This is a genomic window from Lachnoclostridium sp. An118 (assembly GCF_002160985.1).
In the GTDB taxonomy this organism is placed as follows: Bacteria; Bacillota; Clostridia; order Lachnospirales; family Lachnospiraceae; genus Claveliimonas; species Claveliimonas stercoravium.
Genome location: NZ_NFLQ01000019.1, coordinates 1 through 25,924, shown reverse-complemented (window position 1 = coordinate 25,924; position 25,924 = coordinate 1). Strand labels below are relative to the sequence as shown.

General features: G+C 53.9%; 25 protein-coding genes and 1 rRNA gene. 23 read left to right on the top strand and 3 right to left on the bottom strand.

Annotated elements, in window-relative coordinates; all coding sequences use genetic code 11:
- Positions 1-8 precede the first annotated feature (8 nt).
- The 10 genes from B5E62_RS13915 to B5E62_RS13870 all read left to right on the top strand — a co-directional run bounded on the left by B5E62_RS13915 (position 9) and on the right by B5E62_RS13870 (position 9,368).
- On the top strand, positions 9-749 hold the full coding sequence (locus B5E62_RS13915) for an amino acid ABC transporter ATP-binding protein (RefSeq protein ID WP_087175134.1): 741 nt from the start codon (positions 9-11) through the stop codon (positions 747-749).
- A gap of 68 nt (positions 750-817) precedes the next feature.
- Positions 818-1,429: a cytidylate kinase-like family protein gene (locus B5E62_RS13910; RefSeq protein WP_087175133.1), complete on the top strand. Its 612-nt coding sequence runs from the start codon at positions 818-820 to the stop codon at positions 1,427-1,429.
- Positions 1,430-1,559: 130 nt separating this feature from the next.
- A complete protein-coding gene (locus tag B5E62_RS13905; protein ID WP_242957946.1) occupies positions 1,560-2,129 on the top strand; it encodes an ECF transporter S component in 570 nt (189 codons plus the stop codon).
- On the top strand, positions 2,117-3,613 hold the full coding sequence (locus B5E62_RS13900; protein WP_087175132.1) for an ABC transporter ATP-binding protein: 1,497 nt from the start codon (positions 2,117-2,119) through the stop codon (positions 3,611-3,613). Before B5E62_RS13905 ends, B5E62_RS13900 begins: the two co-directional genes overlap by 13 nt.
- A 19-nt stretch (positions 3,614-3,632) precedes the next feature.
- Complete coding sequence (locus B5E62_RS13895; protein WP_087175131.1) at positions 3,633-4,439, top strand: energy-coupling factor transporter transmembrane component T family protein; 807 nt, start codon at positions 3,633-3,635, stop codon at positions 4,437-4,439.
- A 30-nt stretch (positions 4,440-4,469) separates the two neighbouring features.
- A complete protein-coding gene (locus B5E62_RS13890) occupies positions 4,470-5,216 on the top strand; it encodes a DUF169 domain-containing protein (protein WP_242957945.1) in 747 nt (248 codons plus the stop codon).
- Between the two features lie 30 nt (positions 5,217-5,246).
- Positions 5,247-6,239 carry a helix-turn-helix transcriptional regulator gene (locus B5E62_RS13885; RefSeq protein WP_087175129.1) on the top strand — a complete coding sequence of 331 codons (993 nt, stop codon included), beginning with the start codon at positions 5,247-5,249 and terminating at the stop codon, positions 6,237-6,239.
- 351 nt (positions 6,240-6,590) lie between these two features.
- Positions 6,591-7,598: an ABC transporter substrate-binding protein gene (locus tag B5E62_RS13880; RefSeq protein ID WP_087175128.1), complete on the top strand. Its 1,008-nt coding sequence runs from the start codon at positions 6,591-6,593 to the stop codon at positions 7,596-7,598.
- A gap of 24 nt (positions 7,599-7,622) precedes the next feature.
- Positions 7,623-8,561, top strand: coding sequence for an ABC transporter permease (locus B5E62_RS13875; RefSeq protein WP_076779642.1), 939 nt, complete (start codon positions 7,623-7,625; stop codon positions 8,559-8,561).
- A gap of 12 nt (positions 8,562-8,573) precedes the next feature.
- On the top strand, positions 8,574-9,368 hold the full coding sequence (locus tag B5E62_RS13870) for an ABC transporter ATP-binding protein (RefSeq protein ID WP_173829268.1): 795 nt from the start codon (positions 8,574-8,576) through the stop codon (positions 9,366-9,368).
- Positions 9,369-9,429: 61 nt separating this feature from the next.
- Here the strand turns inward: B5E62_RS13870 and glgD are convergent, their stop codons facing one another.
- Both glgD and B5E62_RS13860 read right to left on the bottom strand, forming a co-directional pair.
- Positions 9,430-10,545, bottom strand: a complete 1,116-nt coding sequence (glgD, locus tag B5E62_RS13865) for a glucose-1-phosphate adenylyltransferase subunit GlgD (RefSeq protein ID WP_087175127.1) — start codon at positions 10,543-10,545, stop codon at positions 9,430-9,432.
- A 1-nt stretch (position 10,546) separates the two neighbouring features.
- Entirely contained in the window at positions 10,547-11,686 is a 1,140-nt protein-coding gene (locus B5E62_RS13860) for a glucose-1-phosphate adenylyltransferase (RefSeq protein ID WP_076779633.1), read from the bottom strand.
- Positions 11,687-11,949: 263 nt separating this feature from the next.
- On the opposite strand from B5E62_RS13860, the gene B5E62_RS13855 reads away from it, so the two are divergent.
- Positions 11,950-13,113: a CD0519/CD1768 family membrane protein gene (locus B5E62_RS13855; RefSeq protein WP_162610318.1), complete on the top strand. Its 1,164-nt coding sequence runs from the start codon at positions 11,950-11,952 to the stop codon at positions 13,111-13,113.
- A 95-nt stretch (positions 13,114-13,208) separates the two neighbouring features.
- On the opposite strand, the gene map is transcribed toward B5E62_RS13855, so the two are convergent.
- The gene (map, locus tag B5E62_RS13850; protein WP_083582579.1) at positions 13,209-14,018 is read right to left on the bottom strand and encodes a type I methionyl aminopeptidase; all 810 of its coding nucleotides are present in this window, start codon (positions 14,016-14,018) and stop codon (positions 13,209-13,211) included.
- A gap of 182 nt (positions 14,019-14,200) precedes the next feature.
- On the opposite strand from map, the gene B5E62_RS13845 reads away from it, so the two are divergent.
- The 12 genes from B5E62_RS13845 to B5E62_RS13790 form a co-directional block, all read left to right on the top strand.
- Positions 14,201-15,277, top strand: coding sequence for a 6-phosphofructokinase (locus tag B5E62_RS13845; protein WP_087175125.1), 1,077 nt, complete (start codon positions 14,201-14,203; stop codon positions 15,275-15,277).
- A gap of 51 nt (positions 15,278-15,328) precedes the next feature.
- Positions 15,329-16,900, top strand: a complete 1,572-nt coding sequence (gene dnaX, locus B5E62_RS13840; protein ID WP_087175124.1) for a DNA polymerase III subunit gamma/tau — start codon at positions 15,329-15,331, stop codon at positions 16,898-16,900.
- 25 nt (positions 16,901-16,925) lie between these two features.
- A complete protein-coding gene (locus B5E62_RS13835; RefSeq protein WP_087175123.1) occupies positions 16,926-17,276 on the top strand; it encodes a YbaB/EbfC family nucleoid-associated protein in 351 nt (116 codons plus the stop codon).
- Positions 17,277-17,299: 23 nt separating this feature from the next.
- A complete protein-coding gene (gene recR, locus B5E62_RS13830; protein ID WP_087175122.1) occupies positions 17,300-17,896 on the top strand; it encodes a recombination mediator RecR in 597 nt (198 codons plus the stop codon).
- Positions 17,897-17,899: 3 nt separating this feature from the next.
- Entirely contained in the window at positions 17,900-19,015 is a 1,116-nt protein-coding gene (locus B5E62_RS13825; RefSeq protein WP_087175121.1) for a LacI family DNA-binding transcriptional regulator, read from the top strand.
- A gap of 259 nt (positions 19,016-19,274) precedes the next feature.
- Complete coding sequence (gene fsa / locus B5E62_RS13820) at positions 19,275-19,931, top strand: fructose-6-phosphate aldolase (protein ID WP_087175120.1); 657 nt, start codon at positions 19,275-19,277, stop codon at positions 19,929-19,931.
- A gap of 49 nt (positions 19,932-19,980) precedes the next feature.
- Positions 19,981-20,817, top strand: coding sequence for a transketolase (locus B5E62_RS13815; RefSeq protein WP_087175119.1), 837 nt, complete (start codon positions 19,981-19,983; stop codon positions 20,815-20,817).
- Positions 20,805-21,746, top strand: coding sequence for a transketolase family protein (locus B5E62_RS13810; RefSeq protein WP_087175118.1), 942 nt, complete (start codon positions 20,805-20,807; stop codon positions 21,744-21,746). Before B5E62_RS13815 ends, B5E62_RS13810 begins: the two co-directional genes overlap by 13 nt.
- A 214-nt stretch (positions 21,747-21,960) precedes the next feature.
- Entirely contained in the window at positions 21,961-23,073 is a 1,113-nt protein-coding gene (locus B5E62_RS13805) for a LysM peptidoglycan-binding domain-containing protein (protein WP_087175117.1), read from the top strand.
- Positions 23,074-23,180: 107 nt separating this feature from the next.
- Positions 23,181-24,419 carry a DUF5711 family protein gene (locus B5E62_RS13800; RefSeq protein ID WP_087175116.1) on the top strand — a complete coding sequence of 413 codons (1,239 nt, stop codon included), beginning with the start codon at positions 23,181-23,183 and terminating at the stop codon, positions 24,417-24,419.
- 9 nt (positions 24,420-24,428) lie between these two features.
- On the top strand, positions 24,429-25,349 hold the full coding sequence (locus B5E62_RS13795; RefSeq protein ID WP_087175115.1) for a CvpA family protein: 921 nt from the start codon (positions 24,429-24,431) through the stop codon (positions 25,347-25,349).
- Positions 25,350-25,848: 499 nt separating this feature from the next.
- Positions 25,849-25,924: ribosomal RNA gene (locus B5E62_RS13790) — 16S ribosomal RNA — on the top strand; the annotation flags it as partial.

The following is a 25,924-nucleotide window of genomic DNA, read 5'->3' as shown; positions in this document are numbered from 1 at the left end:
GAGATATTATGGCAGAGACATTGATATCTGTAAAAAACCTGAGAAAATCCTTCGGAGACCTGGAAGTGCTGAAGGACATCAGCCTGGATGTCCATCAGGGAGAGGTGGTCTGCATCATCGGTCCCTCCGGCTCCGGAAAGAGCACGCTGCTGCGGTGCATCAACCAGCTTGAGACGCCTACGGACGGCGAGGTCGTGTACAAGGGCGAGAATATCCTGGACGGGAAGGCTGACATCCGTAAATTCAGGGAAGAGGTCGGTATGGTGTTCCAGAGATTTAATCTCTTTCCTCTGAGGACCGTCCTTGGAAATGTCACAATGGCTCCAGTCCTCACGAAACATAAAAACAAGAAAGAGGCAAAGGACTATGCCATGGAGCTCCTGAAGCGGGTGGGGCTTGATGGCAAGGCCGATGCAAAGCCGGATATGCTGTCCGGCGGGCAGCAGCAGAGAGTGGCCATCGCCAGGGCGCTGGCCATGGATCCGAAGGCGCTGCTTTTTGACGAGCCCACATCCGCCCTGGACCCGGAGCTTGTGGGAGAGGTGCTGAGCGTTATGAAGGAGCTGGCGGCCGACGGCATGACTATGGTGGTGGTCACCCATGAAATGGCCTTTGCCAGGGACGTGGCGGACCGGGTGATCTTCATGGCTGACGGATATATTGTGGAGGAGGGAACCCCGGAACAGGTCATGGGCCACCCCAGAGAAGAGAGGACAAAGACATTTCTGTCAAGATTTCTGGCCGCATAGGCGACTGCGGGCCTGCCATCCATCCCTCCGGAAGGCCGGACATCAGACTGATCAGGAAAGGCGGCAATATGGAAAAATACGTTGTGACCATTACAAGACAGTTCGGCAGCCTGGGCAGGCCCATTGCCAAAAGGTTGTCAGAAATCCTGCAGATCGAGTATTATGACAGAGACATCGTGGAGAAGACGGCAGAGCGGATGAACCTGCCCGTGTCCGTGATCAGCGACCAGGAGGAGAGGAGCTCCGGATTTTTCCGGATGCTCTTTCCCCTGGGAACCGAGGCGGAGGAGAAGCAGAGAAGGCTTTTTCAGGTTCAGTCTGAGATCATCAGCAGGCTGGCGGAAAAAGGCTCCTGCATCATCGTCGGCCGATGCGCGGACTATGTGCTGGCGGAAGAGAGAAACGCGGTCCATGTCTGTGTCTACGCACCCTACGCGGACCGTCTGGCAAACTGTGTGGGCACGCTGGGAATGAAAAAGGACGTGGCGAAAAGGATGATCGCGGAGGTAGACAAGGCCCGGCTGGCCTATCATAAACGGTTCGCTCATTATGCCCCTGACGACCCGGCCCACAAGCACCTCATCATCAACAGCGCTCTGCTGGATGTGGAGGGGACAGCGCAGGCGCTGGCCGCGTTTGTGAAGATAAAGCTTGGCATGGACCAGACGGGAGAGAGATGATCCTGATCATAGACAATGCAAATAAATAGAAGAATATATAAAAATTTCCAATTATCAATCATTTCCGTATCATGGTATACTTGAGCCGTTACGAAATAACATGTATACCTAAAGGATAAGGAGAAATGAAATGAGTAAAGAAAAAAAGATGATGACGACAAAGGAGATCGTGATCGTCGCGATGGTGGCGGCTGTGATCGGCGTCATCTACACTCTGCTTGATTTTGCGTATATGCCATTGTCAGCGCTTCTTGGAACCGTGTTTATGGAAATTACATTCGGCGTTTACCTGCTTTCCGCAGCGCTTCCGATGTATATTGTGAGAAAGCCGGGAGCGGCTATTTTTGGCGGGCTGGTGACAGCGGGCGTGAACCTTCTGCTGGGAAGCCCCTACGGACTGCAGCTTGTCCTGGCAGGCGTACTCCAGGCTGTCGGCATGGAGCTGGCCTATGCGCTGATCGACAAATATGAGGGAAGCCTGAGATGCATGATCGTTGGCTCCATCCTGAGCGCTATCCTGATCCTGTGCAGGGATATGTATTTCTGGGGAACCCCCATCAGCTATGGAACAACTGTCGCGATAGGCGTGGTCATCGTCCGCCTGCTCAGCGCTACAGTCATTGGGATTATCCTTGTCAAAGTGATCACTGCCGCCCTTCTGAAGACAGGCGTGCTGAAAGGATTTGCATGTGCAAAATAAAAGACAGAAAAGAAAATGTGATCCTTGAGCTCAGGGATGTTACATATACCTATGAAGGAGAGAGGCTTCCGGTCTGGAAGTCTCTTTCCTGCGCTTTTTACGAGGGAAAAATACATGCCATCAGCGGACCCAGCGGCTGCGGGAAAAGCTCGGTACTGAACCTGATTGACGGACTGATCCCCCACATGTATGAGGGAGAGCTGCGTGGCGAGGTGCTCCTGCGTGGAGAGAACATTACGGATATGCTTCCCAGGTATCGCTGTGAAAAGATCGGATTTGTCATGCAGAACCCGGAGAGTCAGTTCTGCACCTTCACAGTGGAGGAGGAGCTGGCGTTTGGCATGGAAAATCTCGGGATCTCTCCGGAGGAGATGGGAGACCGGATCAGGGAGGCCCTGCGGTTTGTGGGGATGGAGGGCTTTGAGGAGAGAGATCTGAACAATCTTTCCGGCGGCCAAAAGCAGAAGGTCGCCATTGCCTCTGTTCTGGTGACAGAGCCGGAGATCCTGCTCCTTGATGAGCCCACAGCAAATCTGGACCCCGGCAGCAGGAAGCAGATTTTTGACCTGATCGTCCGGATCGCGCGGGAGCAGAAGATAACCATCATCATCGTGGAGCACAATATCAACGAGATCATAGAGGAGGTGGACAGGGTCCTGGTGCTGGACCGGGACGGGAAACTGACTCTGGACTGTGACAGAGGAACCCCTGAGGAGCGGGCCTGGAGAAAGCGAAATACGAGGAATATTCCGGCCTCCTACGGGAAGGACTCCGTCAGCGGGGAGAAGGTAGTGGAGATAAAGGGTCTGAGCTTTGCTTACCCTCTTCCGGGAAAGAAGAAGGAGAAGGGACAGCCGGTGATCAGCGGTCTTGACCTGGATATCTCCAGGCAGGACTTCCTGGCCATTGTGGGTGAAAACGGCGTGGGAAAGACCACACTGATGAAGCTGATCTTTAAGATCTGTCAGCCGGATGCAGGCACTGTTCGGGTTCTGGGGAAGGACCTGAAGGGGTGGCGGACTAAGGAGTTGTACCGGCAGATGGGACTTGTCTTCCAAAATCCGGAGAGCCAGTTTATCACGAATACAGTCATGGACGAGATGATGTTCAGCCTGAAGCGCGTGCGCATCCCCGTGGAGGAGAAGGAAGCCCGGGTGGAGGATATGCTGAAGCGCTTTCATCTGGAGGAGGAGAAGGAGAAGAGTCCCTTCACACTCAGCCAGGGGCAGAAGCGGCGGCTCAGCGTTGCCAGCATGCTGTTGACGGATCAGCAGATCCTATTTCTGGACGAGCCCACCTACGGGCAGGATTTTGAGAACCGGCAGGAGCTGATGAAGGATATGCAGCGGCTTGTGGAAAACGGTATCACCATTGTCATGATCACTCACGATCTGTCTCTTGTAAGGCAGTACGCCACAAGGGTGGTGGAGCTGGAGGCGGGTGCTGTGAAAAAGGACATGACCACAGAGGAATATTTTTCCTGAGCAGGAGGTAGATAAAGAGATGTTTACTTATATAGAAACGGATTCCGTTCTCCACAGAAGAAATCCCATGATAAAGCTGGCTGTGATCGCGGTCATGACCATACTTGTGTGTCTGTCTTATTTTCCGGTATTTCCTGTCGTGACATTTCTGATGTCCTTTTTTACTATATGGCTGGCAGGGAATATACCTCTGGCAAATCTGATGCGCAGGCTGCTGATCTTTCTGGTCATCAGCTTCTTCTTTATGCTGTCCATGCTCATATTACGAGGCCTGAATGATGAGGCTGGGATCGTGCTGCACCTGGGGATACTGCGCTGGACCCAGAGGGACCTTGTCCATGCTATTACCCTGGGCTTCCGCATCCTGGCCCTTGTCACAATGTCCATGGGGTTTGTCCTGACTACACGGCCCAGAGATCTGGTACTCAGCCTGATACTCCAGTGCAGGGTTTCTGTCGTACACGGATATGCTGCTATGGCAACTTACCGGTTTCTTCCAGAGCTTCAGCAGCAGGTGGACGCTGTTCACCTGGCTCAGGAGATCCGGGGAATTCCCTGGAACAAAGGGATACTCTCCAGATTTACATCCCCCTTCCGGGTGGCTCTGCCACTGTTCTGTGTGGCGGCCCGCCGGGGCGAGCGGATTGCCTGCGCTATGGAGAGCCGGGGACTGGGCAGGGAAAATGAGAGGACCTTTTACAAGCGGGTAAAGGTGGACAGGGGAGACTGGATTTTTTTCTTTAGCGCATTGATTATTTACGTTTTGACAGCTATCATATTATTTAAGCTGGATCTGTTTGGTTTTAGTTTTGCATCCATACAATAGTCCGGCACTTATATACCAGGAGGAAGAGAAATGCCATATAAACATAAGAATATCGAGTACGGCCTGCCCCACGAGGAGTATCCGAAGGAGAGGATCTGTCAGTGCATTGATACACTGAAGGAGGTCATCGGCCTTGACAGAGAGCCGGTGGGGATCACGTTTCTTTTTACGAAGGAGGACTATGAAGCCTACCCTCTGGAGGAGACGGACATATCCACAGCCTACTGCGTCATGGTGAAGCAGGCGGCTGTACACGGGAAGAGTATCAAATGCCGCCTGGAGCACCACAAATGTGACGGCGCCACCACGGCCTTTGCCCTTGAGCCCAGTACAGAGAGGATTGAGAGCGGGCAGGAGTATTTTTCCTACAAATTATATTCTTCCGTGGCTGTGGCCAGGCGGATGCGGGAGTCCATTAGGAGCCTGCACAGGATGCCGGTCCGCACATACGGGCTGGCCATTGTGCCGCTTTCTCTGTGCCAGCAGACGCCGGACGTCATCATCCTGATGACCAACGCACTTCAGTCCATGCGGATGGTGCAGGGATACGAGTATTTTACCGGGAAAAAGCCGGCTGTGGACATGGGAGCCATGCAGGGAATGTGCTCGGAGCTGACCGTCTCCCCCTATCTGACCGGAGAGATGAATGTGAGCGTTCTGTGCCCCAGTACGAGGATGCTCTGTAAGTGGAATGAAAATGATATGGCTGTGGGCGTTCCCTTTGAGCTGTTCGAGATGATCACAGAGGGAGTGGCGGCCACTCAGCCCAGCTATTAAAAATAAGATCATCAGAAAGAAGAGGACCTTATGCCCAGAGGACAGAACCAGAAACTGAAGCTTTACTATCTCGCGAAGATCATGCTGGAAAAGACGGACGACGACCACTACCTGACCATGCCCGAAATCCTGGAAGCGCTGCGCTCCTATGAGGTGACGGCGGACCGGAAGAGCATCTACACGGACCTGAAGGACCTGGAGCATCTGGGGATAGAGGTGGAGGGGGAGCCCTGGGGCAGATCCTACCGCTACCACGTGGTGGGCCGGCAGTTCGAGATGCCGGAGCTGAAGCTGCTGGTGGACGCCATCCAGTCCTCCCGGTTCATCACGGCAAAGAAATCCAACGAGCTCATCCGGAAGCTGGAGAGCCTGGTCAGCGAGTACGAGGCCAGGGAGCTGCAGCGTCAGGTCTACGTGTCCGGCCGCATCAAGACCATGAACGAGAGCATCTACTACACGGTGGACGCTATCTACAGCGCCATTGCCAGCAACAGGAAGATCCTCTTCCAGTATTTTCAGTGGAATGCAAAAAAGGAGATGGAGCTGCGCCACGGCGGCGCCGTTTATAAGATAAGCCCCTGGGGACTTGCCTGGGACAATGAGAACTACTACCTGGTAGGATATGACTCGGAAGCGGACATGATCAAGCACTACCGGGTGGACAAGATGCTGCGCATCCGCATGTCCGACGAGGAGAGAGAGGGGCGGGAGCGCTTCAGGGGGCTGGACATGGCGGCCTACACGAAGAAAAGCTTCGGCATGTTCGGCGGCCGGGAGGAGCAGGTAAAGCTGCTGGTGCACAACCGCCTGGCCGGAGTGATCATTGACCGGTTCAGGAAGGATATCATGATGATACCGGCGGATGAAGAGCATTTCACGGTACATGTGGACGTGGCGGTGAGCGGCCAGTTCATCAGCTGGGTCTTCTCCCTGGGAGACGAGGTGAAGATCCTGGGACCGGAGCCTGTGGTGGAGCAGGTACACCGGGAGATACGCCGGCTCACGGAACAGTACGGAGTGTGAGGTGGTATTTTTATAGGACAGCTTTCGGATTACACTGAGTTTAAAGATAAGAAAACTTGGTTGTAGAAGGGAGCTGTTCTTTTATGAAGGGTTACAATACAGACAAAGGCTATATGGGATATGTGGAGGGCAGGTACATGCTGTTCGCAAGCGAGGAAGAGTACTACGATTACATGGAGGACTAAAAAGAATAAAAATAAGAAGGAATAAAAATTTCGCAGGAGGTCAGTCTATTTTGTAAAAATAGATTGACTTCTTTTTTTTGTCGTTGTATACTACCTTTCGTAGACGACTTTCGCGCAGTGAAGTGAGAAATTTTTAAAGTATAAAAGCAACAGGGAGGAATAAGAGATGAATTTGAAAAAAGCAGCGGCAATCCTGATGGTGATGACAATGACTGCCGGTCTTGCGGCCTGTGGGAGCGAGTCATCGTCAGACGGAAGCGGGAGCGGTGATGATCCGGGGAAATATGTGATCGGCATCTGTCAGCAGATGGAGCATCCATCTCTGGATGACGCGACGGCAGGCTTCCAGGATGCATGTAAGGAACTGTTCGGTGAGGACAATGTAGAGTTTGATGTGCAGAACGCGCAGGGGGAGCAGACCATGTGCTCCACCATCATGAATAATTTTGTTTCTTCTGACGTGGACCTGATCCTGGCCAATGCCACCCTGCCTCTCCAGACAGCGGCCCAGGCCACAGCGGACATTCCTATTCTTGGAACCTCTGTGACAGACTACGGCAGCGCCCTTGGCATAGATGACTGGACAGGGACCACAGGGGTAAATATTTCAGGTACCAGCGACCTGGCCCCCATCTCTGAGCAGGAGGACGTGATGATGGAGCTCCTGCCGGATGTAAAGACCGTTGGCATCCTCTACTGCTCCGCGGAGTCCAACTCCAAGTACCAGGCGGAGATGTTTGAGAAGGAGCTGGAGGAGGACGGCGTGGACTACAAGGAGTACACGGCGGCGGACTCCAATGAGATCCAGTCTGTTGTGACCAGCGCGGTCCAGGAGGTGGACGCCATCTACATCCCGACAGACAACACCATGGCAGCCAACCCGGGCATCATCGACAATATCTGCCGGCCGGCAAAAGTCCCGGTAGTGGCCAGCGAGCAGGGCACATGCAGCGTGGCGGGGATAGCCACTCTGTGCATCAGCTACTATGAGCTGGGGTACACCACAGGCGAGATGGCCTATGACATCCTTGCAAACGGCGAGGACATCACGTCCATGGAAGTGCAGACAGCACCGGAGCCGACCAGGATGTACAATCCGGAGATATGCGAGGAGCTGGGCATCACGGTCCCGGAAGGATACGAGCCCATTGAGTCCGCATCTGCGGCAGAATAAGAGAAGAAAGGCAGAGGCAGAAAAATGATAGCAGAATATTTTCTTTCCCTGGACCCCCTGGCGCTGCTGCGGGCAATGCCGGGAACAGCGGCACAGGGGATCATATGGGGTATTATGGCACTGGGAGTTTATATAACCTACCGCATCCTTGATTTCCCGGACCTTACAGTGGACGGGTCTTTAGCTACAGGAGCGGCGACGGCGGTCATGCTGATCCAGGGAGGGATGAGCCCGGCGCTCTCCCTCGTGTTTGCACTGCTGGCAGGCATGGCGGCGGGGATGGTCACGGGCCTTCTCCACACGGGCCTTGGCATACCGGGGATCCTGGCCAGTATCCTGACCCAGGTATCCCTGTATTCCGTGAATCTGGGGATCATGGGGAAATCCAACCAGGGTATCAGTCTGACCCAGCAGGGACTGGTGGCCTCCTCCAGATATGTGACAGGAGATGACAGAGTCTTTTTCTTCCTGAAGCTGATCCTGGGATGTCTGATCCTGGTGGCCATCGTCTACTGGTTTTTCGGGACCGAGATGGGCGCTGCCATCAGGGCCACGGGCTGCAATCCGCAGATGGCCCGGGCCCAGGGCATCAACACCAACTATACAAAGGTGCTGGCTCTGACCATATCCAACGGCCTGGTGGGCCTGTGCGGCGGCATCCTGGCCCAGTATCAGGGAGCGGCAGACGTAAATATGGGGCGTGGAGCCATCGTCATCGGGCTGGCAGCTGTGATCATCAGCGAAGTGATATTTGGCAGGCTCTGTGCGGGCAAAAAGATCGCCTTTGCCTACACGCTGGCCGCGGTGTTCGTGGGAGCCATCCTCTACTACGTGGCGTACGCGCTGGTACTCTGGCTGAAGATGCCTTCAGACTATATGAAACTGTTCTCCGCACTTGTTGTTGCGGTGTTCCTGGCTGTGCCCTACTTAAAAGGCCGCTGGGCAGTGAGAAGGAGGGCCTAGGAAATGGGATACATGCTTGAGATAAAAAACATCCACAAGACATTCAACAAGGGGACGATCAACGAAAAGAAAGCCCTCGACGGAGTGGACCTGAACCTGAACCCGGGAGACTTTGTCACCATCATCGGCGGGAACGGAGCCGGGAAATCGACGACACTGAACGCCATAGCCGGAAGCTGGCTGGTGGACGAGGGGAATATCATCATAGACGGAGTGGACATTACCCGGCTGCCGGAGCACAAGAGAGCCGTCTATCTGGGGCGGGTGTTCCAGGATCCCATGACCGGCACCGCCTCCACCATGTCCATTGAGGAGAACATGGCCATCGCTGCCAGGAGAGGACACAGAAGAGGACTCAGATGGGGGATTTCCAGAAAAGAGAGAGAAGAGTTCAAGAAAAAGCTGGCGGCTCTGGGACTGGGGCTGGAGGAGCGCATCTCCACCAAGGTGGGGCTTTTGTCCGGCGGGCAGAGGCAGGCCGTGACCCTTCTCATGGCGGCCATCAAGAAGCCCAAGCTTTTGCTCCTGGACGAGCACACGGCTGCCCTGGACCCGAAGACGGCGAAGAAGGTGCTGGAGATTTCCGACAAGATTATCGAGGAGAACCAGCTCACAGCCATGATGGTCACCCACAACATGAAGGACGCCATCGCCCATGGCAACCGCCTCATCATGATGCACGAGGGACGCGTCATCTACGATGTGTCCGGCGAGGAGAAGCGGCAGCTCCATGTGTCTGACCTGCTGAAGAAATTCGAGGAGGTCAGCGGCGGAGAGCTGGACAATGACAGGATGATGCTGGGGTAGAGCGGATACAGGATATGAAAAAAGAAGCCCGACAGATGACGGACTTCTTTTTTATGCCTTTTTAAATGATATCGTTTCTTCTGATGTATCCCGGTTCATTGGGGGCAGCCACAACCTCTTTCACGTGAGTAATTTTTGCGTGCTTGTCCGCCACAATGTTCTCCAGGTGGACATCCGTGTCCACGATGACATGGGGAAGGATCACGCAGTTTTTCACGACAGCCCCCTTCTTGATGACGCATCCGCGGCCAATGACAGAGTTCTCGATGGTCCCCTCGATGAGGCATCCGTTTGACACGATAGAATTCTTTACATTGGAGCCCTCGAAATACTGGGTCGGACAGGAGTCATTGGTCCTCGTGTAGATGGGCCACTCATCCTCGAAGAGGCTGAGAGCCATCTTGAAGTCAATGAGGGAGATGTTCGCGTCATAATAGCTCTTGAAGTCGGTGATGGAGGCAAAGTATCCCCGGTGGGAGACGCCCCGCACATCCAGCTCCTCGCAGGCCACGTTCACGATATCCGCCAGGCTGTACATGGAGGAGGTCTTGTGAGCCTTGCTCACCAGGTCGATGAAGAGCTCCTTTGACATCACATATGTGTCCATGAAGATGTGACGGTTCTTTGCGGTGCCCCGGTTCATCTCCAGAGACAGGACGCCCTTCTGCTTGTTCAGATTGACTGTGTTGCAGTTCAGGAAGTGCTCCTTTGCGTCGTCTGTGGAGTGATAGAGGAGAGTGATGTCCGCCTCGGAGTCGATGTGGGTCTGGAGCAGCTCGCTGAAATCCTGTGAGTAGATCATGTAGCTGGGCGCAATGACCACATAGTCGCAGTTTACAGTGCGGATGCATTCCATATTTTCCTGGAAGGCGGCGATATCGTTGTTGTAGATATCGTGCTCCAGACCTGTCTCCGAGAACAGGATGTGGAGTCTTCCGCGCTTGGAGTTAATGTTATAGTGACGCCCGGTTCCCAGGTGCTCTGCCAGAGAACGGGGTTTTCTGCGGATATATACCTGGATCTGGTCAATGCCGCTGTTGCTCATATTTGAGATCGGGAAATCGATGACGCGGTACCGTCCCAGGAAGGAGAAGGCGCCGATAGGGCGGTAAGCCTGCATCCCCTCTACCCAGATGTGGTTTCCGGAAAAGTTTACAATACCTAATGCTTTCGCCATATTACTCAACCCCCTTTACGCGTTTGGAGACCAGCTCGATATGCTCACTGTCAGCGCTGCCGACCTGTGCCTCTTTTCCAATCTTTACGTTGTCAGCTACGAGAGCGCGCTGGACAACAGCACCTTCCGCAACCTCCGCGCCCGGCATGAGCACGCTGTCGATGATCTTCGCGCCTGCGCCCACTCTTGCCCCGGTAAACAGAACGGAGTTCTTGACGGAACCCTCGATGACACAGCCCTGCGTGATGAAGGCTCTGTCGATTTCGGCATCAGGACCTATGTACTGTGGGAGCGCCACCGCGTCCTCCGTGTATATCTTCCAGGTGGAGTCATTCAGGTCCAGCTCATTGTTCTTGTCCAGCAGGTCCATGTTTGCCTCCCACAGGGAGTCGATGGTCCCCACATCCTTCCAGTAGCCCTTGAACTTGTAGGCCACCAGCTTTTTGCCATCGTTCAGCATGGCGGGTATGATGTCCTTGCCGAAGTCATGGCTGGAGTCCGGATCTTTCATGTCGGCCGTCAGCATCTTGCGGAGCAGCTTCCAGTTGAAGATGTAGATACCCATGGAAGCCAGATTGCTCTTGGGCTCGGCCGGCTTCTCCTGGAATTCCACGATGCGGCCCTCCTCGTCCGTGTTCATGATGCCGAAGCGGCTCGCCTCTCTCATGGGAACCTCAATGACGGCGATGGTGGCATCTGCGTCATGCTCCTTGTGGTAGGCCAGCATCTTTGCGTAGTTCATCTTGTAGATGTGGTCGCCGGAGAGGATGAGAAGGTACTCCGGAGAGTAGGAGTCTATAAAATCAATATTCTGTGAGATGGCGTCTGCGGTTCCCCTGTAGACGTTCAGATCCACGTCCGCTTTCTCACGGGGCGGGAGTACGTACACACCGCTGTCCCTCGCATCCAGTCCCCAGCGGCGTCCCGCTGCCACATAGCTGTTCAGCTGAATGGACTCATACTGTGTGAGGACTCCGACTACATCAATGCCGCTGTTGGCACAATTGCTGATGGGGAAATCGATGATCTTGTATTTACCGCCATATGAAACGGCAGGCTTGGCAACCTTATTGGTCAGCTCGTGCAGTCTTGAACCACGGCCGCCGGCTAAAATCATGGCTAACATATTGTTCTGTTTCATAATATGCGCCCTCCTCCTTTACTGTGATATACAATATTATATAATTCTTGGGCGGCGCTTTCCATAATAATTTGCAAAAAAATTAAGAAAATTTGTAAAAAATGATGTGAAAACAGGGGTATAAGTTTTTTTATCTGTGGAAAATTAAAAAAAATCAACTGAGAGTAGAAAAAAAGTTGCAGTTGGAGTGAATTTAATGTATGGTATTGGGAAAGAGTTGATTGTCTTTGAATTAACAAAGAGACAAAGAAATGGGGAAAAGTATGCAGAAAAAATTTAAAAAAGCAGTAAGTCTGGAAGCGTTTGTCTTCCTGGCGGTCTTTATTGCCATTTTCGGAGGACTGGCGGCCGTGATGGGCGGAGCCAACATGATGCAGACACTTATGAACACAGCCTATCAGCTTCTGATCGACACGGTATTCAATATCATGGCCATCGCGGTCATCGCCGGCGCGGTTTCGGGAGCCCTCTCGGAGTTTGGTGTCATCGCGCTTGTAAACAAGGCGATCACACCGCTGATGAAGCCGCTGTACGACCTGCCCGGCGCGGCTTCTCTGGGGATCATGACCACGTATCTGTCAGATAACCCGGCGATCCTGGGCCTGGCGGAGGACACCAATTTCCGGAAGTATTTCAAAAAGTATCAGCTTCCGGCGCTGACTAACCTGGGGACGGCGTTTGGAATGGGACTTATCGTTACCACCTTCATGCTGGGCATTAGCCTTCCGGGAGAGAATGTGGGAATGGCGGCCCTCATCGGAAATGTGGGCGCTATCATCGGAAGTATCATCAGCGTGCGGATCATGATGCTCTTTACAAAAAAGGAATTCGGTGTGACAGAGTACTGCATGCCGGAGGCGGAGGGAGAGTCCATTGACGACCTCCTCAACAAGCGTCAGGTACGAGGCGGCAGCGTGGGAGGAAGACTCCTGGAGTCCCTGCTGGACGGCGGAAAGAACGGTGTGGATGTAGGTATGGCCATCATCCCCGGCGTCCTGGTCATCTGCACGATCGTGATGATGCTTACCAACGGCCCTTCTGCCGACGGTACATATACAGGAGCAGCCTACGAGGGAGTGGCACTCCTTCCCTGGCTGGGAGAGAAGATCGACTTCATCCTGACTCCGCTGTTCGGGTTCTCCTCCGCCTCTGCCGTGGCAGTGCCGGTTACGGCCCTGGGAGCGGCGGGAGCAGCCATCGGCCTTGTGCCGGACATGGTGTCCGCAGGATCTGTCCATGCAAATGACATCGCGGTGTTTACAGCTATGTGTATGTGCTGGAGCGGCTACCTGAGCACACATGTGGGAATGATGTCAGCCCTGAAGTGCCCGCACATGACGGGAAAGGCGGTCATCAGCCATACCATCGGCGGCCTGTGCGCCGGTGTGGCGGCAAACTTCCTGTTCAAACTGGTAACTATGATATAATGGCCACGGCGTGGTTATTATACATGCGGCGGAAAGACATACAGCTCAGCAAAAAAGGACTATGCACCTGCACAGTCCTTTTTGTTTTGCTTTTTTTATTTTGTCAGGACCTCCACGCCGGTCTCGGTGACAAGCACCATGTACTCTACCTGGGCGGACAGGCCGTCGTCGATGGTGTAGACAGTCCAGCCGTTCTCCTCGTCGATGAAAAAGTCCGGACTCCCCTCGTTGATCATGGGCTCGATGGTGAACATCATGCCGGGCACCAGGACCATCTCGCTTCCCTTGGGCGTGACGTAGCTGACGAAGGGTTCCTCGTGGAACTCCAGGCCGATGCCGTGGCCGCCGATGTCCTCCACCACAGAGTAGCCGTTGGCCTGTGCGTGGGAATTGATGGCCCAGGCGATATCGCCTAAGTGGCCCCAGGGCTTAGCGGCGGCAAGTCCCAGCTCCACGCACTCTCTCGTGACCCGGACAAGCTTCTCTGCCCGGGGAGTGATCTCCCCGATGGTGAACATGCGGGAGGCATCGGAGAAATAGCCATTTAATATAGTAGAGACATCCACGTTGATGATGTCCCCCTCCCGGAGGATCTCGTTTTCATCCGGTATGCCGTGGCAGACCACATTGTTGATGGAGGTGCACACGCTCTTCGGGAAGCCCTCGTAGTCCAGCGGGGCGGGGATGCCTCCGTGAGAGACGGTGTAGTCGTACACCAGCCTGTCTATCTCGGCGGTGCTCATGCCCGCCTTTATGTGGGCGGCCACATGGTCCAGAACCGCCGTGTTCAGGTCGGCGCTCCTTCTGATCTCCCTTATCTGTTCCGGGGTCTTCAGAAGGGACCTGTCCGGGACGATCTCGCCTTTGGCGGCCAGGGACCAGAGTTTGATGTCCAGTTTATCCATAGGTTCGTTACCAGCTTTCTGTTTGATTTCCGGAAACGCAGGGCGTTCCGTTAACAGTATACTCGTTTTTTTTCGGAACGTAAAGGGAGGAGGGAGGACTGCGCCCGGTTTTTCTTGTGCTGTTTTTAAAAATAGGGTATACTTAACTGGAAATATCAAAGAAGGAAAGGAGCGACCGGATTATGTTACGGATTGGGATGCTTACCAGCGGAGGAGACTGCCAGGCGCTGAACGCTGCCATGCGCGGGGTTGTAAAAGGAGTTTGCTCAAAGAGGGATGACGTTGAGATCTACGGATTTAAAGATGGCTATAAAGGACTGATATACTCGAACTTTCAGATGCTGACTTCCAGAGATTTTTCCGGGATCCTGACAAGGGGAGGGACTATCCTTGGAACCTCCAGGCAGCCCTTTAAGCTGATGCGTGTGCCGGATGAGAACGGGCTTGACAAGGTGGAGGCCATGAAGCACACTTACCACAAGCTGAATCTGGACTGCCTTGTGATCCTGGGAGGGAACGGGACCCACAAGACGGCTAATCTGCTCAGGGAGGAGGGGCTGAACATCATCACTCTTCCCAAGACCATTGACAATGACCTCTGGGGAACTGATATGACCTTCGGCTTCCAGAGTGCCGTGGATATAGCCACAGATACCATCGACAGGATCCACACCACGGCCACGTCTCACAGCCGCGTGTTTATCGTGGAGGTCATGGGCCACAAGGTGGGCTGGGTGACTCTCCACGCAGGTATCGCCGGCGGGGCGGATATCATCCTTCTCCCGGAGATCCCCTACGATATCAAGGTCGTGGTGGAGGCCATCAAGAAGAGGGCGGCCGAGGGCAAACATTTTACCATCATCGCCGTGGCGGAGGGAGCTATCTCCAAGGATGACGCAAAGCTCTCCAAAAAGGAGCTGAAGGCCAAGAAGGCGAAGGAGAATTATCCCTCTGTGGCCTATGAGATCGCGGAGCGCATCCAGAAGAAGATGGACCAGGAGGTTAGGATCACCGTGCCGGGCCACACCCAGAGAGGCGGTTCGCCCTGCCCCTACGACAGAGTGCTGGCCACCAGATTGGGAGCTGCTGCCGCGGAGCATATCCTGGAGGGAGATTTCGGCTATATGATGGCGATAAAGAGCGGCGAGATCACGAAAGTGCCTCTTGCGGAAGTGGCAGGAAAGCTGAAATGTGTGGACCCGGAGGCCGGCATCATCCAGGAGGCCAGGATGACGGGCATCAGCTTTGGCGACAAATAAGAGGATGCGCATGACAGACAGAAAGAAAAAGGATAAGAAGGAGTGCGGCAGATGAGCTACACGGCATTATACCGGAAATTCCGTCCCGGTGAGTTTGAGGATGTCAAAGGGCAGGATGCGATCGTAACTACATTAAAGAACCAGATACAGACAGACAGGATCGGACATGCCTATCTCTTCTGTGGGACAAGGGGGACCGGAAAGACAACAGTGGCGAAGATTTTCGCAAAGGCGGTCAACTGCCAGCACCCGGTGGAGGGAAGCCCCTGCGGCGAGTGTGACATGTGCCGGTCCATAGCGGCCGGCACTTCCATGAACGTGATAGAGATCGACGCGGCTTCCAACAACGGTGTGGACAACATCCGGGAAATCCGGGAGGAGGTGGCCTACCGCCCCACGGAAGGGAGGTATAAGGTCTACATCATCGATGAGGTGCACATGCTGTCTATAGGAGCCTTCAACGCACTCCTGAAAACGCTGGAGGAGCCGCCGGAGTACGTCATTTTTATCCTGGCAACGACAGAGGCCCACAAGATACCGGTGACCATCCTGAGCAGGTGCCAGCGGTATGACTTCAAGAGGATTTCCATAGAGACTATTTCCGAAAGGCTTCGTGAGCTGATCGGAAAAGAGGACCTGGATGTAGAGGACAAGGCGGTGCGCTATATCGCCAGGATGGCTGACGGCTCCATGAGAGATGCCCTGAGCCTTCTTGACCAGTGCACAGCCTTTTATATCGGTCAGCGTCTCACCTACGACAATGTCCTGGAAGTGCTGGGCGCGGTGGATGCGGACGTGTTCAGCCGTCTGCTGCGTGAGCTGCTGGAGCGGGACGTGAAAAAGGTCATCGAGACCGTGGATGAGCTGGTCATGCAGGGGCGTGAGCTGTCCCAGATGGCGGCGGACTTTACCTGGTATCTGCGGAACCTTCTCCTGGTGAAAAGTTCGGAGGAGATGGAGGATGTGCTGGATGTGTCCACGGAGAACCTGGCCAGGATCAAAGAGGAGTCCGGGATGATAGAGACGGATGAGCTGATACGCTATATCCGTATCTTTTCGGAACTCACAGGAAAGCTGAAATACGCAGCTCAGAAGAGAGTACTCCTGGAGGTGACGTTCATCAAGCTGTGCCGTCCCCAGATGGAGACCAGCCAGGACACCCTTCTCTCCCGGATACGGGCGCTGGAGGATGAGGTGCGAAGGCTGGAGGAGACGGGGGTGTCCGCTCCGGCCGGACAGACGGTCCGGGTGGTGAGAGAGGAGGAGGCCGGGCCTGTGCCCGCGCCGGAGCTTCCAAAGGCGCTCAGCGAGGATGTGAAGGCAGTGGCGGCGGATTTCCGGGGAATAGCCCAGGAGGCATCGCCCATGCTGCGGGGCTATCTGAAAAAAGCGCGCCTGAGTGCGGGGGAGAATGACCATCTCCTCATTGTTCTGGAGGACGAGGTGAGCGCGGCCTTTGTGGCAAAGCCGGAGCACAGGGAGGAGATCGAGCGGCTTATCGCAGAGAAGACCGGCAAACAGATGGAGGTGGATGTCCGCCAGGTGGAGGAGGGCAGACGCTTCGAGGACAGCTTTGTGGATATCGAGAAGCTGATCCACATGGATATCACGATAGAAGATTGAGTATAGAAGATGGAGGAGAAAGATCATGGCAAGACGTGGAGGATTTCCGGGGGGAATGCCCGGAAATATGGCGAATCTCATGAAGCAGGCGCAGAAGATGCAGCGCCAGATGGAAGAGCAGGCAAAGGAGATGGAGACGAAGGAGTTCTCCGCCACAGCCGGAGGAGGAGCGGTGGAGGTCACCGTGTCCGGCGCCAAGAAGGTGCTGAAGGTAAAACTGGACGAAGAGGCAGTGGACCCGGATGATGTGGAGATGCTGGAGGATATGATCGTGGCGGCGGTGAACGAGGCCCTTGAGAAGGTGGACCAGGAATCAGCGGCCGGCATGTCCAAATTTACAGGAGGAATGGGCGGCGGGATGCCGGGCCTGTTCTAGGACAGAAGCGGCGGTGAAACAGAATGGATTACTACAGCAGTCAGATAAGCCGTCTCATCGAACAGTTTTCCAGGCTGCCGGGGATCGGGCCAAAGTCAGCCCAGAGGTTGGCTTTCCATCTCATCAGCATGCCAAAGGAGCAGGTCCATGAGCTTGCGCAGTCCATTGTGGAGGCCAGGGACAATGTGCGCTACTGCGCCCAGTGCTGCACGCTGACAGACCGGGAGGTCTGCCCCATCTGCGCCAACCCGGACCGGGACCACGGGACCATCATGGTGGTGGAGACGCCCAGGGACCTGGCCGCCTACGAGAAGACAGGAAAGTATAACGGAGTCTATCATGTGCTCCATGGGGCTATCTCTCCCATGCTGGGGATCGGTCCCGGAGACATCCGCCTGAAGGAGCTGATGGAGCGCCTGAGGGGGGATGTGGACGAGGTCATCATAGCCACGAACTCCAGCCTGGAGGGAGAGACTACAGCCATGTATATCAGCAAGCTGATCAAGCCTGCGGGGATCAGGGTGAGCCGCATTGCAAGCGGCGTGCCTGTGGGGGGAGACCTGGAGTATATAGACGAAGTGACTCTCCTTCGGGCTTTGGAAGGAAGAACGGAGATATAGAGGATGGCAGGAAAGAAAAAAGTGACTTCTACAGACATTGCCCGGGCAGCAGGCGTGTCCCAGGCCACTGTCTCCATGGTGCTGAACCGGAAATACAATGTGTCCTTCTCCAAGGAGACGGTGAGGAAGGTGGAGGAGGCTGCCAAGGAGCTGGGCTATGTTCTGCCCAAACGGAAAATGCGAAAAGAAAGCCGCCGGGAAAAACTCCTGGTGGTCTTTTGTTCTAATCTCACAAACCCCTACTATGTCATGCTCCTGCAGGGCATTGAGCTGCGGGCCAAGGAGCAGGGGTACGGTCTCTTTGTCTGCAACACACAGAGGGACCTGCGAATGGAGGAGCGCTATCTGAAGATGATGAACGAGCTCCATCCGGTGGGGATCATCTATACATGCAATCCCAGCCACTGCTTCATGGACATGGTGGAGAAGCTGGCGGACGAGATACCGGTGGTCATTGTCAATAACCAGAACGAGCACCTGAACGTGGATGCGGTGGAGCTGGACAATTCCAAGCTGGGCAGGATCATGGCCCGCCATCTGCTGGAGCTGGGACACAGAAAAGTTGCTTATATAGCGCCTCCGTTGACCGTTCGCCAGAAGCAGAGGTCCAAGCGGGTGGAGGGGTTCCTGAAGGAGTTTGAGAAGGCCGGCCTTAAGGACCAGGTGGTCATCAAGGCGGCGGACGAGGAAATAGACCTCGATATTGCTCATATTGACTCGGAGTACAAGATTGGCTACGATCTTACAAGGGAGCTCCTGGAGGAGCAGCGGGATGTGACGGCTATCGTGGGCCTGAATGATATGATCGCCTTCGGTATCCTGGACGCGCTCCAGGAGGCGAAGCTGAAGGTGCCGGGGGATGTGTCTGTCATGGGCTGCGACAATACACTGTTCGCCAGCATGCATAAGATGTCCCTCACCACCATCGAGCACTTTGTGATCTTCAAGGGGCGGGATGCCTGCGACATCATCATGAAGAAGATTGACTCCCGGAGGGAAAAATACACCGAGGTAGAGCCCATCAGCACCTACCATGTGGAGTATGAGCCGAAGCTCATCGTCCGGGGCACGACATCCTACCCGAAGAGCGGGATCAAGGGCAGAAAAAAGAAAAATTAATGTATTTTTGGGATTTATTAATAATAAAAGAGATGGGCTTGCCGTTCCCCGCGTGGGAGAAACCTGAAAAAAGGCTGTTTTCATGCATGTTAACACGGATTTAACATGAAATATAGAAAAGTGGAACTAATAATCTTATCTTATTAACGAATTGAATTATTAATAAGAAGAACTCCTATTGACCAGCCCCTTTTGTATGCGATATAATTTAGACAAATGGGCTAAGGCCAGATGTTCAACAGATCAAGGAGGAAGAAAAATGAAGTTTTTTATCGACACAGCCAAGGTGGAAGACATTAAAAAGGCAAATGATATGGGCGTTATCTGCGGAGTTACGACCAACCCGTCACTGATCGCGAAGGAGGGCCGGGTGTTCGAGGAAGTCATTGCCGAGATCGCGTCTATCGTGGACGGACCTATCAGCGGCGAGGTGAAGGCGACCACCACAGACGCTGAGGGCATGATAAAAGAGGGCCGTGAGATCGCGAAGATCCACCCCAACATGGTCGTTAAGATCCCTATGACTGTGGAGGGACTCAAAGCCTGCAAACAGCTCACGTCCGAGGGCATCAAGACAAATGTGACCCTGATCTTCACAGCCAACCAGGCGCTCCTGGCTGCAAGGGCAGGAGCTACATATGTATCTCCTTTCCTGGGCCGTCTTGACGACATCTCTGTGAGAGGCGTGGACCTGATCCGTGAGATTGCCGAGATTTTCGCTGTCGCCGGAGATATCGACACACAGATCATCGCGGCAAGCATCCGCAATCCCATGCATGTGACAGACTGCGCTCTGGCAGGTGCGGATATTGCCACGGTTCCCTACGGGGTGATCGAGAAGATGACAAAGCATCCTCTGACAGATGCGGGTATCATCAAATTCCAGGAAGACTACAAGGCAGTTTTCGGGGAGTAACAGGAGCGCAAGTACGTAAAGAAACCATAAACACCAGGAGGCATTTTTCATGAACAAATTAGAACTTATGAAGACTGCAAACGAGGTCCGCAAGGGTGTCATCACAGCCACCCACAGTGCAAAGTCCGGTCATCCGGGCGGATCTCTGTCAGCAGCAGACATTTTTACCTATCTTTATTTTGAAGAACTGAACATCGACCCCAAGGACCCCAAAAAAGCGGACAGAGACCGTTTTGTCCTCTCCAAGGGACACACGGCTCCGGGATACTATGCGGCTCTTGCCAACAGGGGATTCTTCCCGGTGGAGGACCTGACTACCCTGCGCCACACAGGCTCCTACCTGCAGGGCCATCCGGATATGAAGCACATCCCCGGCGTGGACATGTCCTCCGGCTCTCTTGGACAGGGCATCTCTGCGGCAGTTGGAATGGCTATCTCCGCTAAACTGTCCGGCGATGATTACCGGGTATACACGCTGCTCGGAGACGGCGAGATACAGGAGGGACAGGTGTGGGAGGCATCCATGCTGGCAGCCCACAGAAAACTGGACAACCTTGTGGTGATCGTGGACAACAACAATCTCCAGATCGACGGGGCTATCACAGAGGTAAACTCACCTTATCCTATCGACAAGAAGTTTGAGGCGTTTAACTTCCATGTGATCAACATAGACGGACATGACTTTGACGCCATCGATGCTGCCTTCAAGGAGGCAAAGACAGTGAAGGGACAGCCCACAGCCATCATCGCGAAGACGGTGAAGGGCAAAGGCGTATCCTTCATGGAGAACCAGGCATCCTGGCACGGGACCGCTCCCAACGACGAGCAGTACAAGACAGCTATGGAAGAATTAGAAAAGGCAGGTGAAGCATTATGTCAGATGTAAAGAAGATCGCAACAAGAGAAAGCTACGGTAATGCTTTGGTAGAGTTAGGAAAGAAACACGAGGATGTAGTTGTCCTGGACGCTGACCTGGCGAACGCCACCAAGACAGGCACCTTCAAGAAGGCTTTTCCGGAGCGCCATATTGACTGCGGTATCGCTGAGTCCAATATGATGGGCGTGGCGGCTGGGATCGCCACCACAGGCAAGGTCCCCTTTGCCAGCTCCTTTGCCATGTTTGCGGCAGGCCGCGCCTTTGAGCAGGTCCGCAACTCCATCGGCTATCCCAAACTGAACGTAAAGATCGGAGCTACCCACGCGGGTATCTCTGTGGGTGAGGACGGTGCCACCCATCAGTGCAACGAGGACATCGCTCTTATGAGGACCATCCCGGGAATGGTAGTCATCAATCCATCCGACGACGTGGAGGCGAAAGCCGCGGTGGAGGCTGCCTACGAGCATCAGGGACCAGTGTATCTGCGCTTCGGCAGACTGGCTGTTCCGGTGATCAACGACAACCCGGATTATAAATTCGAGCTTGGAAAAGCTGTGACACTGCGGGAAGGAACGGATGTGACCATCATTGCTACAGGTCTTCCTGTATCCGAGTCCCTGGCGGCGGCTGAGAAGCTGGCGGCAGACGGTATCAGCGCAGAGGTCATCAACATCCACACCATCAAACCCCTGGACGAGGAGGCTGTGATCAAGGCCGCCGCCAAGACAGGAAAGATCGTGACAGTGGAGGAGCACTCCGTCATCGGCGGTCTCGGGAGCGCTGTCTGCGATGTGGTAGCTGAGAAAGCACCCGCAAAGGTGATGAAGATCGGCATCAACGACACCTTTGGCGAGTCCGGTCCGGCTGTAGAGCTTATCAAGAAATACGGCCTGGACAGCGAAAGCATTTACACCAAAGTAAAAGAGTTCCTGAAATAGAGAACGAGGATCCACAGGAGAAGAGCTGGCAGATGTGCCGGCTCTTTTTCTATATATAGACATGCTCCGGCGCGCGAGAAAACAGAAGCGGTCCGAAAGCGTCGAAGACGGGAGAAAAATAACGTAAATTTCCACGGACAAGCCCCACCGATTGCTAAAATGCGCAAAACTCCTGTGCTATGATAAGCAAAAATATCCAGTGAGGTGAGAGTATATGGAAAGAAAATTTCCCAAAAATGTAAGGCAGGTAGGAAATGTCTCAGATACTCCCAAGATATATGTGGAGGATTATGTGGACACCTACCTGGACCAGCTCAGGGCTCAGGCAAAGGAGGAGCCCGAGGGCGCGCTGCTGCTGGGGGAGAACGCAGTGGTGGAAGGACAGGAATGCGTATATATAACCGGGGCCGTCCGCATCGAGGGGGTGTCGGAGGAGAACGGGGAAATCTGCATTGGCGACGGGGTCAGTGAGAGCGCGCAAAGAGAGTGCGCTGAGTATTTTCCGGGCCGGGACCTGGTGGGGTGGGCTCTGGCAGCGCCCGGCAGACCCCTTGTGCTCAGCGGCAGCATGGTACAGCTCCATGAGAAGCTGGGCCTGAAAAAAAACAGCATATTCATCATGAAGCATCCCGAGGAGGATGAGGAGATCTATTTTGCCTATAAATACCACGACCTCATGCAGATGGGAGGATATTATATATTTTATGAAAAAAATCCCGACATGCAGAATTATATGATAAATACACGCAAACAGATCGGCGTTTCTCCCAGTGAAGTGGTTGAGGATCGAGCTGCAAAGAATTTTCGTTCTGCAGTAAAGGAAAAGCTGGAGGCGCAGGAGCAGAGGAACAGCTCTCATCTTGTGTACCTGACAAGCGTCCTGCTGGTAGTTGTCGTGCTGGCTATCGGTATCTCGGCCATGAATAATTATGACAAAATGAACTCAGTGCAGTCCTCCATAGAGACCTTGTCCAAATCTGTGCAGGGAGGAGACGGTGAGCCGTCGGAGGGTGACATCTCTGTGGATCCCCAGGCAGAGCAGCCGTCGGCTGAGACGGGCGCGGTCTCTGACGCATCCGCCCCTGACGCGGACGTCTCTGACACCTCCTCCGATGCCGCCGGTACCTCCGGCGGAGAGGATAGCACACCGGTCATCGAGGAGGGGGAGAGCGGCGAGGAATACTATACGGTGCAGAGAGGCGACACCCTGGATAAGATCAGCCTGAAGCTTTACGGGACCACGGATGAGGCGGAGGCCATCTGCAAAATGAATGGTCTGACAGACGGCAACCTGATATTCATCGGCCAGAAGCTTCTGCTCCCCTGACCTGAGCGCAGGTGCGGTTCCCGGATTGCCACTTGAGAACTGGTGCCGGTGTGGTATATAATAGGACCACGTGGACAGCAAAGTGTAGAAGAAAAAGAGGTTGATGTATGAAGCAAAAGATAAGAGACAGATTCCGCATTGTGCGGGAGAGGAAAGAGGAGTCCGGGCAGCAGCCGGGAGAGCCGGTTTCTGATCCCACCATGCAGGAGCTGGATGCGCAGGTGCGGGATTACAGAAGGAAGACCCGGCGCAGAGTGGCCATCACGGCGGGGGCGGTTATCCTCGTCCTGGTAGGTGTGTTTTTATTTATAAATCTGCAGACATACACTTCCGTTCGGACGATAGACATATATGGGATGGAAGATGCAGGGAACAGCAGCTACCGGCAGTTTGGGAGCGGCGTGCTCAAGTACAGCCGGGACGGCATTGTCCTGATGGACCAGAAGGGCGAGGAGGTGTGGAACCAGTCTTATCAGATGGAGAACCCTGTGGTCTATGGATTTGGAAATTCCGCAGTGGTGGCGGACAAAGGCGGAAACAACATGATCGTGGTGGACGAGGAGGGACTGAAAGGAGAGATAGAGACCACGCTTCCGATAGAAAAAGCGGTTGTGTCTTCCCAGGGAGTCGTGGCGGCCGTGCTGAGCGGAGACAGTGACCCGCGGATCGTCTGTTACGATGCGGCGGGAAATATACTGTCGGAGCTGGACACTGCGATGACGGGGAACGGGTATCCTCTGGATATCAGTCTTTCTGAAAATGGCGAGCTTCTGCTGGTGTCCTACATGACAGTGCAGAACGGACAGACTGTCTCGAATATTTACTATTACAATTTTGGAGAGGCGGGTGCCCAGGCGGAAAACTATGAGGTGCTGACAGACAGCTATGAAGACATGGTAGCGCCTGCGGTCTTTTTTATGGATCAGGACACCTCCGCGGTTGTGGGAAATGACAGGCTCCTGATCTACCGTGGACAGGACACGCCTGCTCTCCAGAAGACCATTGAGCTGGACAAGGAGGTCAAAAGTGTCTCTTACAGCTCCTCCTACATCGGACTGGTGCTGAAAAACGAGGGGGAGGCCGGCTATGAGCTGCGCCTCTACAACCGCGGCGGCAGTATGGTCATGTCGGAGAAATTTACCGGGGAATACTCCAACGTAAAAATATGCGGCATGCAGGTGATCATGTATGGGGGGACACAGTGCAGCGTGTTTACCAGAGCGGGCATCCACAGATTCGAGGGGGAAATGGACGACCCTATCCTGGAAATGTTCCCTGTCTTTGGAGTCAATAAATACATAGTGATGAATGCAAACGGGATGGAAGTCGTCCGGTTTGTCAAGTAAGGAGAAAACATGAATTGGGTAATCATAGCAACGGGATTGATCTTCCTTATATGCGTAGTTGTGGGGTTGTACAGGGGAGCGGTTAAGATTGCTGTCTCGCTGGCGGCCACTATCGTTACATTTATTCTGGTGTTTTTCCTGACTCCCTATGTGAGCCAGGGCATCATGGCAGTCACCCCTCTGGATGAGATGATCGAGAGTCAGGCGGAGCAGTCCATCATGGGAATGGCTTCCTCTGTCCTCCAGGGAGACGAAGGGGAAGGCGGGAGCGGCCTTACTGTGGAAAACGTCAGGCGTGTCCTGGAATCTGCAGGGATCACAGAGGCCCAGCTGAATGCGGCGGGCATCACGGTGGAGGACATCGTGAATGGAAATGTCACCAGTGACGAGCTGGCTCAGTATGGTATATCCAGCAGCCTTCTGGATGGCCTGCAGGGCAGCAGTGAGGCGGAAAGTATACTGGAAGATGTGGAGATACCCCGGGACACCCAGATAGCGGCCATCGAGGGGGCGGATATTCCGGGGGTGTTCAAGGCGCTCCTCCTCAATAATAATAACAGTGAGACCTACGATGAGCTGGGGGTGGATAATTTTATCCAGTATATCTCTGCGTATGCCACGAGGCTCATCATCAATATCCTTTCCTTTATCCTGACATTTGTGGTCATTACGGTGGTGATGCGTGCGGTCATATTCGCACTGGATATCGTGGCCAACCTTCCTGTGCTGGGATTTTTCAATCGGCTCGGCGGAGCTCTGCTGGGCGCTGCCGGCGGCCTCATCATCGTGTGGATACTCTTTATGCTCATCACCATGCTTTATACCACATCCTTTGGACGTGAAGCCTATGATGTGATACAGGGGAATGATATCCTGCGTGTGATATACGAATACAATCCGGTCTTGAAAATGGCGGTCTCATTTAAATAAAAGAAAAAATGAAAAAAAGCATTGACACCACAGAGTTATGATGATATTATAAAAATCCACCACGCAAGAGGGTGGATTTTTTGCCGGATGAGAGCAGCGCGATAAGAGCACGGGAGTGCAGTCTGATGCTGTCGGCAAAAAACTCTTCTAAAAAAGAAAGAAGAAAAAAGTTAAAAAAGTTGTTGACAAATCGGAAGCGACATGATAAGATATAGAAGTTGTCGCTGAGATGCGAAAACAGAACAAAGAACCTTGATAACTGAACAATAGACAACGACCCTGAAAATTTCTAAGAGAAATATTCAGAACGGAAATCGGACCGAGCGAAAGCGAAGGTCTGATGCCAACAGTAAATAACGGGATAGGAAAGCTAGTAGTTTTCCTGGACCGAGATTGAACGAAAGGAAGCTTCCGCGATACTAGGCTCGCCCCTAAAGGCTCGCCAAGTCATCGGGAAGCGCAAGCGGACTAAGGCTTGAAAAGACCAAGCCTAAGTCCTTTATGCGAGAGTTTGATCCTGGCTCAGGATGAACGCTGGCGGCGTGCTTAACACATGCAAGTCGAGCGAAGCACTT

Coding starts and splice junctions, on each gene's coding strand:
- B5E62_RS13915 (WP_087175134.1), top strand. CDS start 9: ATGGCAGAGACATTGATATCTGTAAAAAACCTGAGAAAATCCTTCGGA.
- B5E62_RS13910 (WP_087175133.1), top strand. CDS start 818: ATGGAAAAATACGTTGTGACCATTACAAGACAGTTCGGCAGCCTGGGC.
- B5E62_RS13905 (WP_242957946.1), top strand. CDS start 1,560: ATGAGTAAAGAAAAAAAGATGATGACGACAAAGGAGATCGTGATCGTC.
- B5E62_RS13900 (WP_087175132.1), top strand. CDS start 2,117: ATGTGCAAAATAAAAGACAGAAAAGAAAATGTGATCCTTGAGCTCAGG.
- B5E62_RS13895 (WP_087175131.1), top strand. CDS start 3,633: ATGTTTACTTATATAGAAACGGATTCCGTTCTCCACAGAAGAAATCCC.
- B5E62_RS13890 (WP_242957945.1), top strand. CDS start 4,470: ATGCCATATAAACATAAGAATATCGAGTACGGCCTGCCCCACGAGGAG.
- B5E62_RS13885 (WP_087175129.1), top strand. CDS start 5,247: ATGCCCAGAGGACAGAACCAGAAACTGAAGCTTTACTATCTCGCGAAG.
- B5E62_RS13880 (WP_087175128.1), top strand. CDS start 6,591: ATGAATTTGAAAAAAGCAGCGGCAATCCTGATGGTGATGACAATGACT.
- B5E62_RS13875 (WP_076779642.1), top strand. CDS start 7,623: ATGATAGCAGAATATTTTCTTTCCCTGGACCCCCTGGCGCTGCTGCGG.
- B5E62_RS13870 (WP_173829268.1), top strand. CDS start 8,574: ATGCTTGAGATAAAAAACATCCACAAGACATTCAACAAGGGGACGATC.
- glgD (WP_087175127.1), bottom strand. CDS start 10,545: ATGGCGAAAGCATTAGGTATTGTAAACTTTTCCGGAAACCACATCTGG.
- B5E62_RS13860 (WP_076779633.1), bottom strand. CDS start 11,686: ATGAAACAGAACAATATGTTAGCCATGATTTTAGCCGGCGGCCGTGGT.
- B5E62_RS13855 (WP_162610318.1), top strand. CDS start 11,950: ATGCAGAAAAAATTTAAAAAAGCAGTAAGTCTGGAAGCGTTTGTCTTC.
- map (WP_083582579.1), bottom strand. CDS start 14,018: ATGGATAAACTGGACATCAAACTCTGGTCCCTGGCCGCCAAAGGCGAG.
- B5E62_RS13845 (WP_087175125.1), top strand. CDS start 14,201: ATGTTACGGATTGGGATGCTTACCAGCGGAGGAGACTGCCAGGCGCTG.
- dnaX (WP_087175124.1), top strand. CDS start 15,329: ATGAGCTACACGGCATTATACCGGAAATTCCGTCCCGGTGAGTTTGAG.
- B5E62_RS13835 (WP_087175123.1), top strand. CDS start 16,926: ATGGCAAGACGTGGAGGATTTCCGGGGGGAATGCCCGGAAATATGGCG.
- recR (WP_087175122.1), top strand. CDS start 17,300: ATGGATTACTACAGCAGTCAGATAAGCCGTCTCATCGAACAGTTTTCC.
- B5E62_RS13825 (WP_087175121.1), top strand. CDS start 17,900: ATGGCAGGAAAGAAAAAAGTGACTTCTACAGACATTGCCCGGGCAGCA.
- fsa (WP_087175120.1), top strand. CDS start 19,275: ATGAAGTTTTTTATCGACACAGCCAAGGTGGAAGACATTAAAAAGGCA.
- B5E62_RS13815 (WP_087175119.1), top strand. CDS start 19,981: ATGAACAAATTAGAACTTATGAAGACTGCAAACGAGGTCCGCAAGGGT.
- B5E62_RS13810 (WP_087175118.1), top strand. CDS start 20,805: ATGTCAGATGTAAAGAAGATCGCAACAAGAGAAAGCTACGGTAATGCT.
- B5E62_RS13805 (WP_087175117.1), top strand. CDS start 21,961: ATGGAAAGAAAATTTCCCAAAAATGTAAGGCAGGTAGGAAATGTCTCA.
- B5E62_RS13800 (WP_087175116.1), top strand. CDS start 23,181: ATGAAGCAAAAGATAAGAGACAGATTCCGCATTGTGCGGGAGAGGAAA.
- B5E62_RS13795 (WP_087175115.1), top strand. CDS start 24,429: ATGAATTGGGTAATCATAGCAACGGGATTGATCTTCCTTATATGCGTA.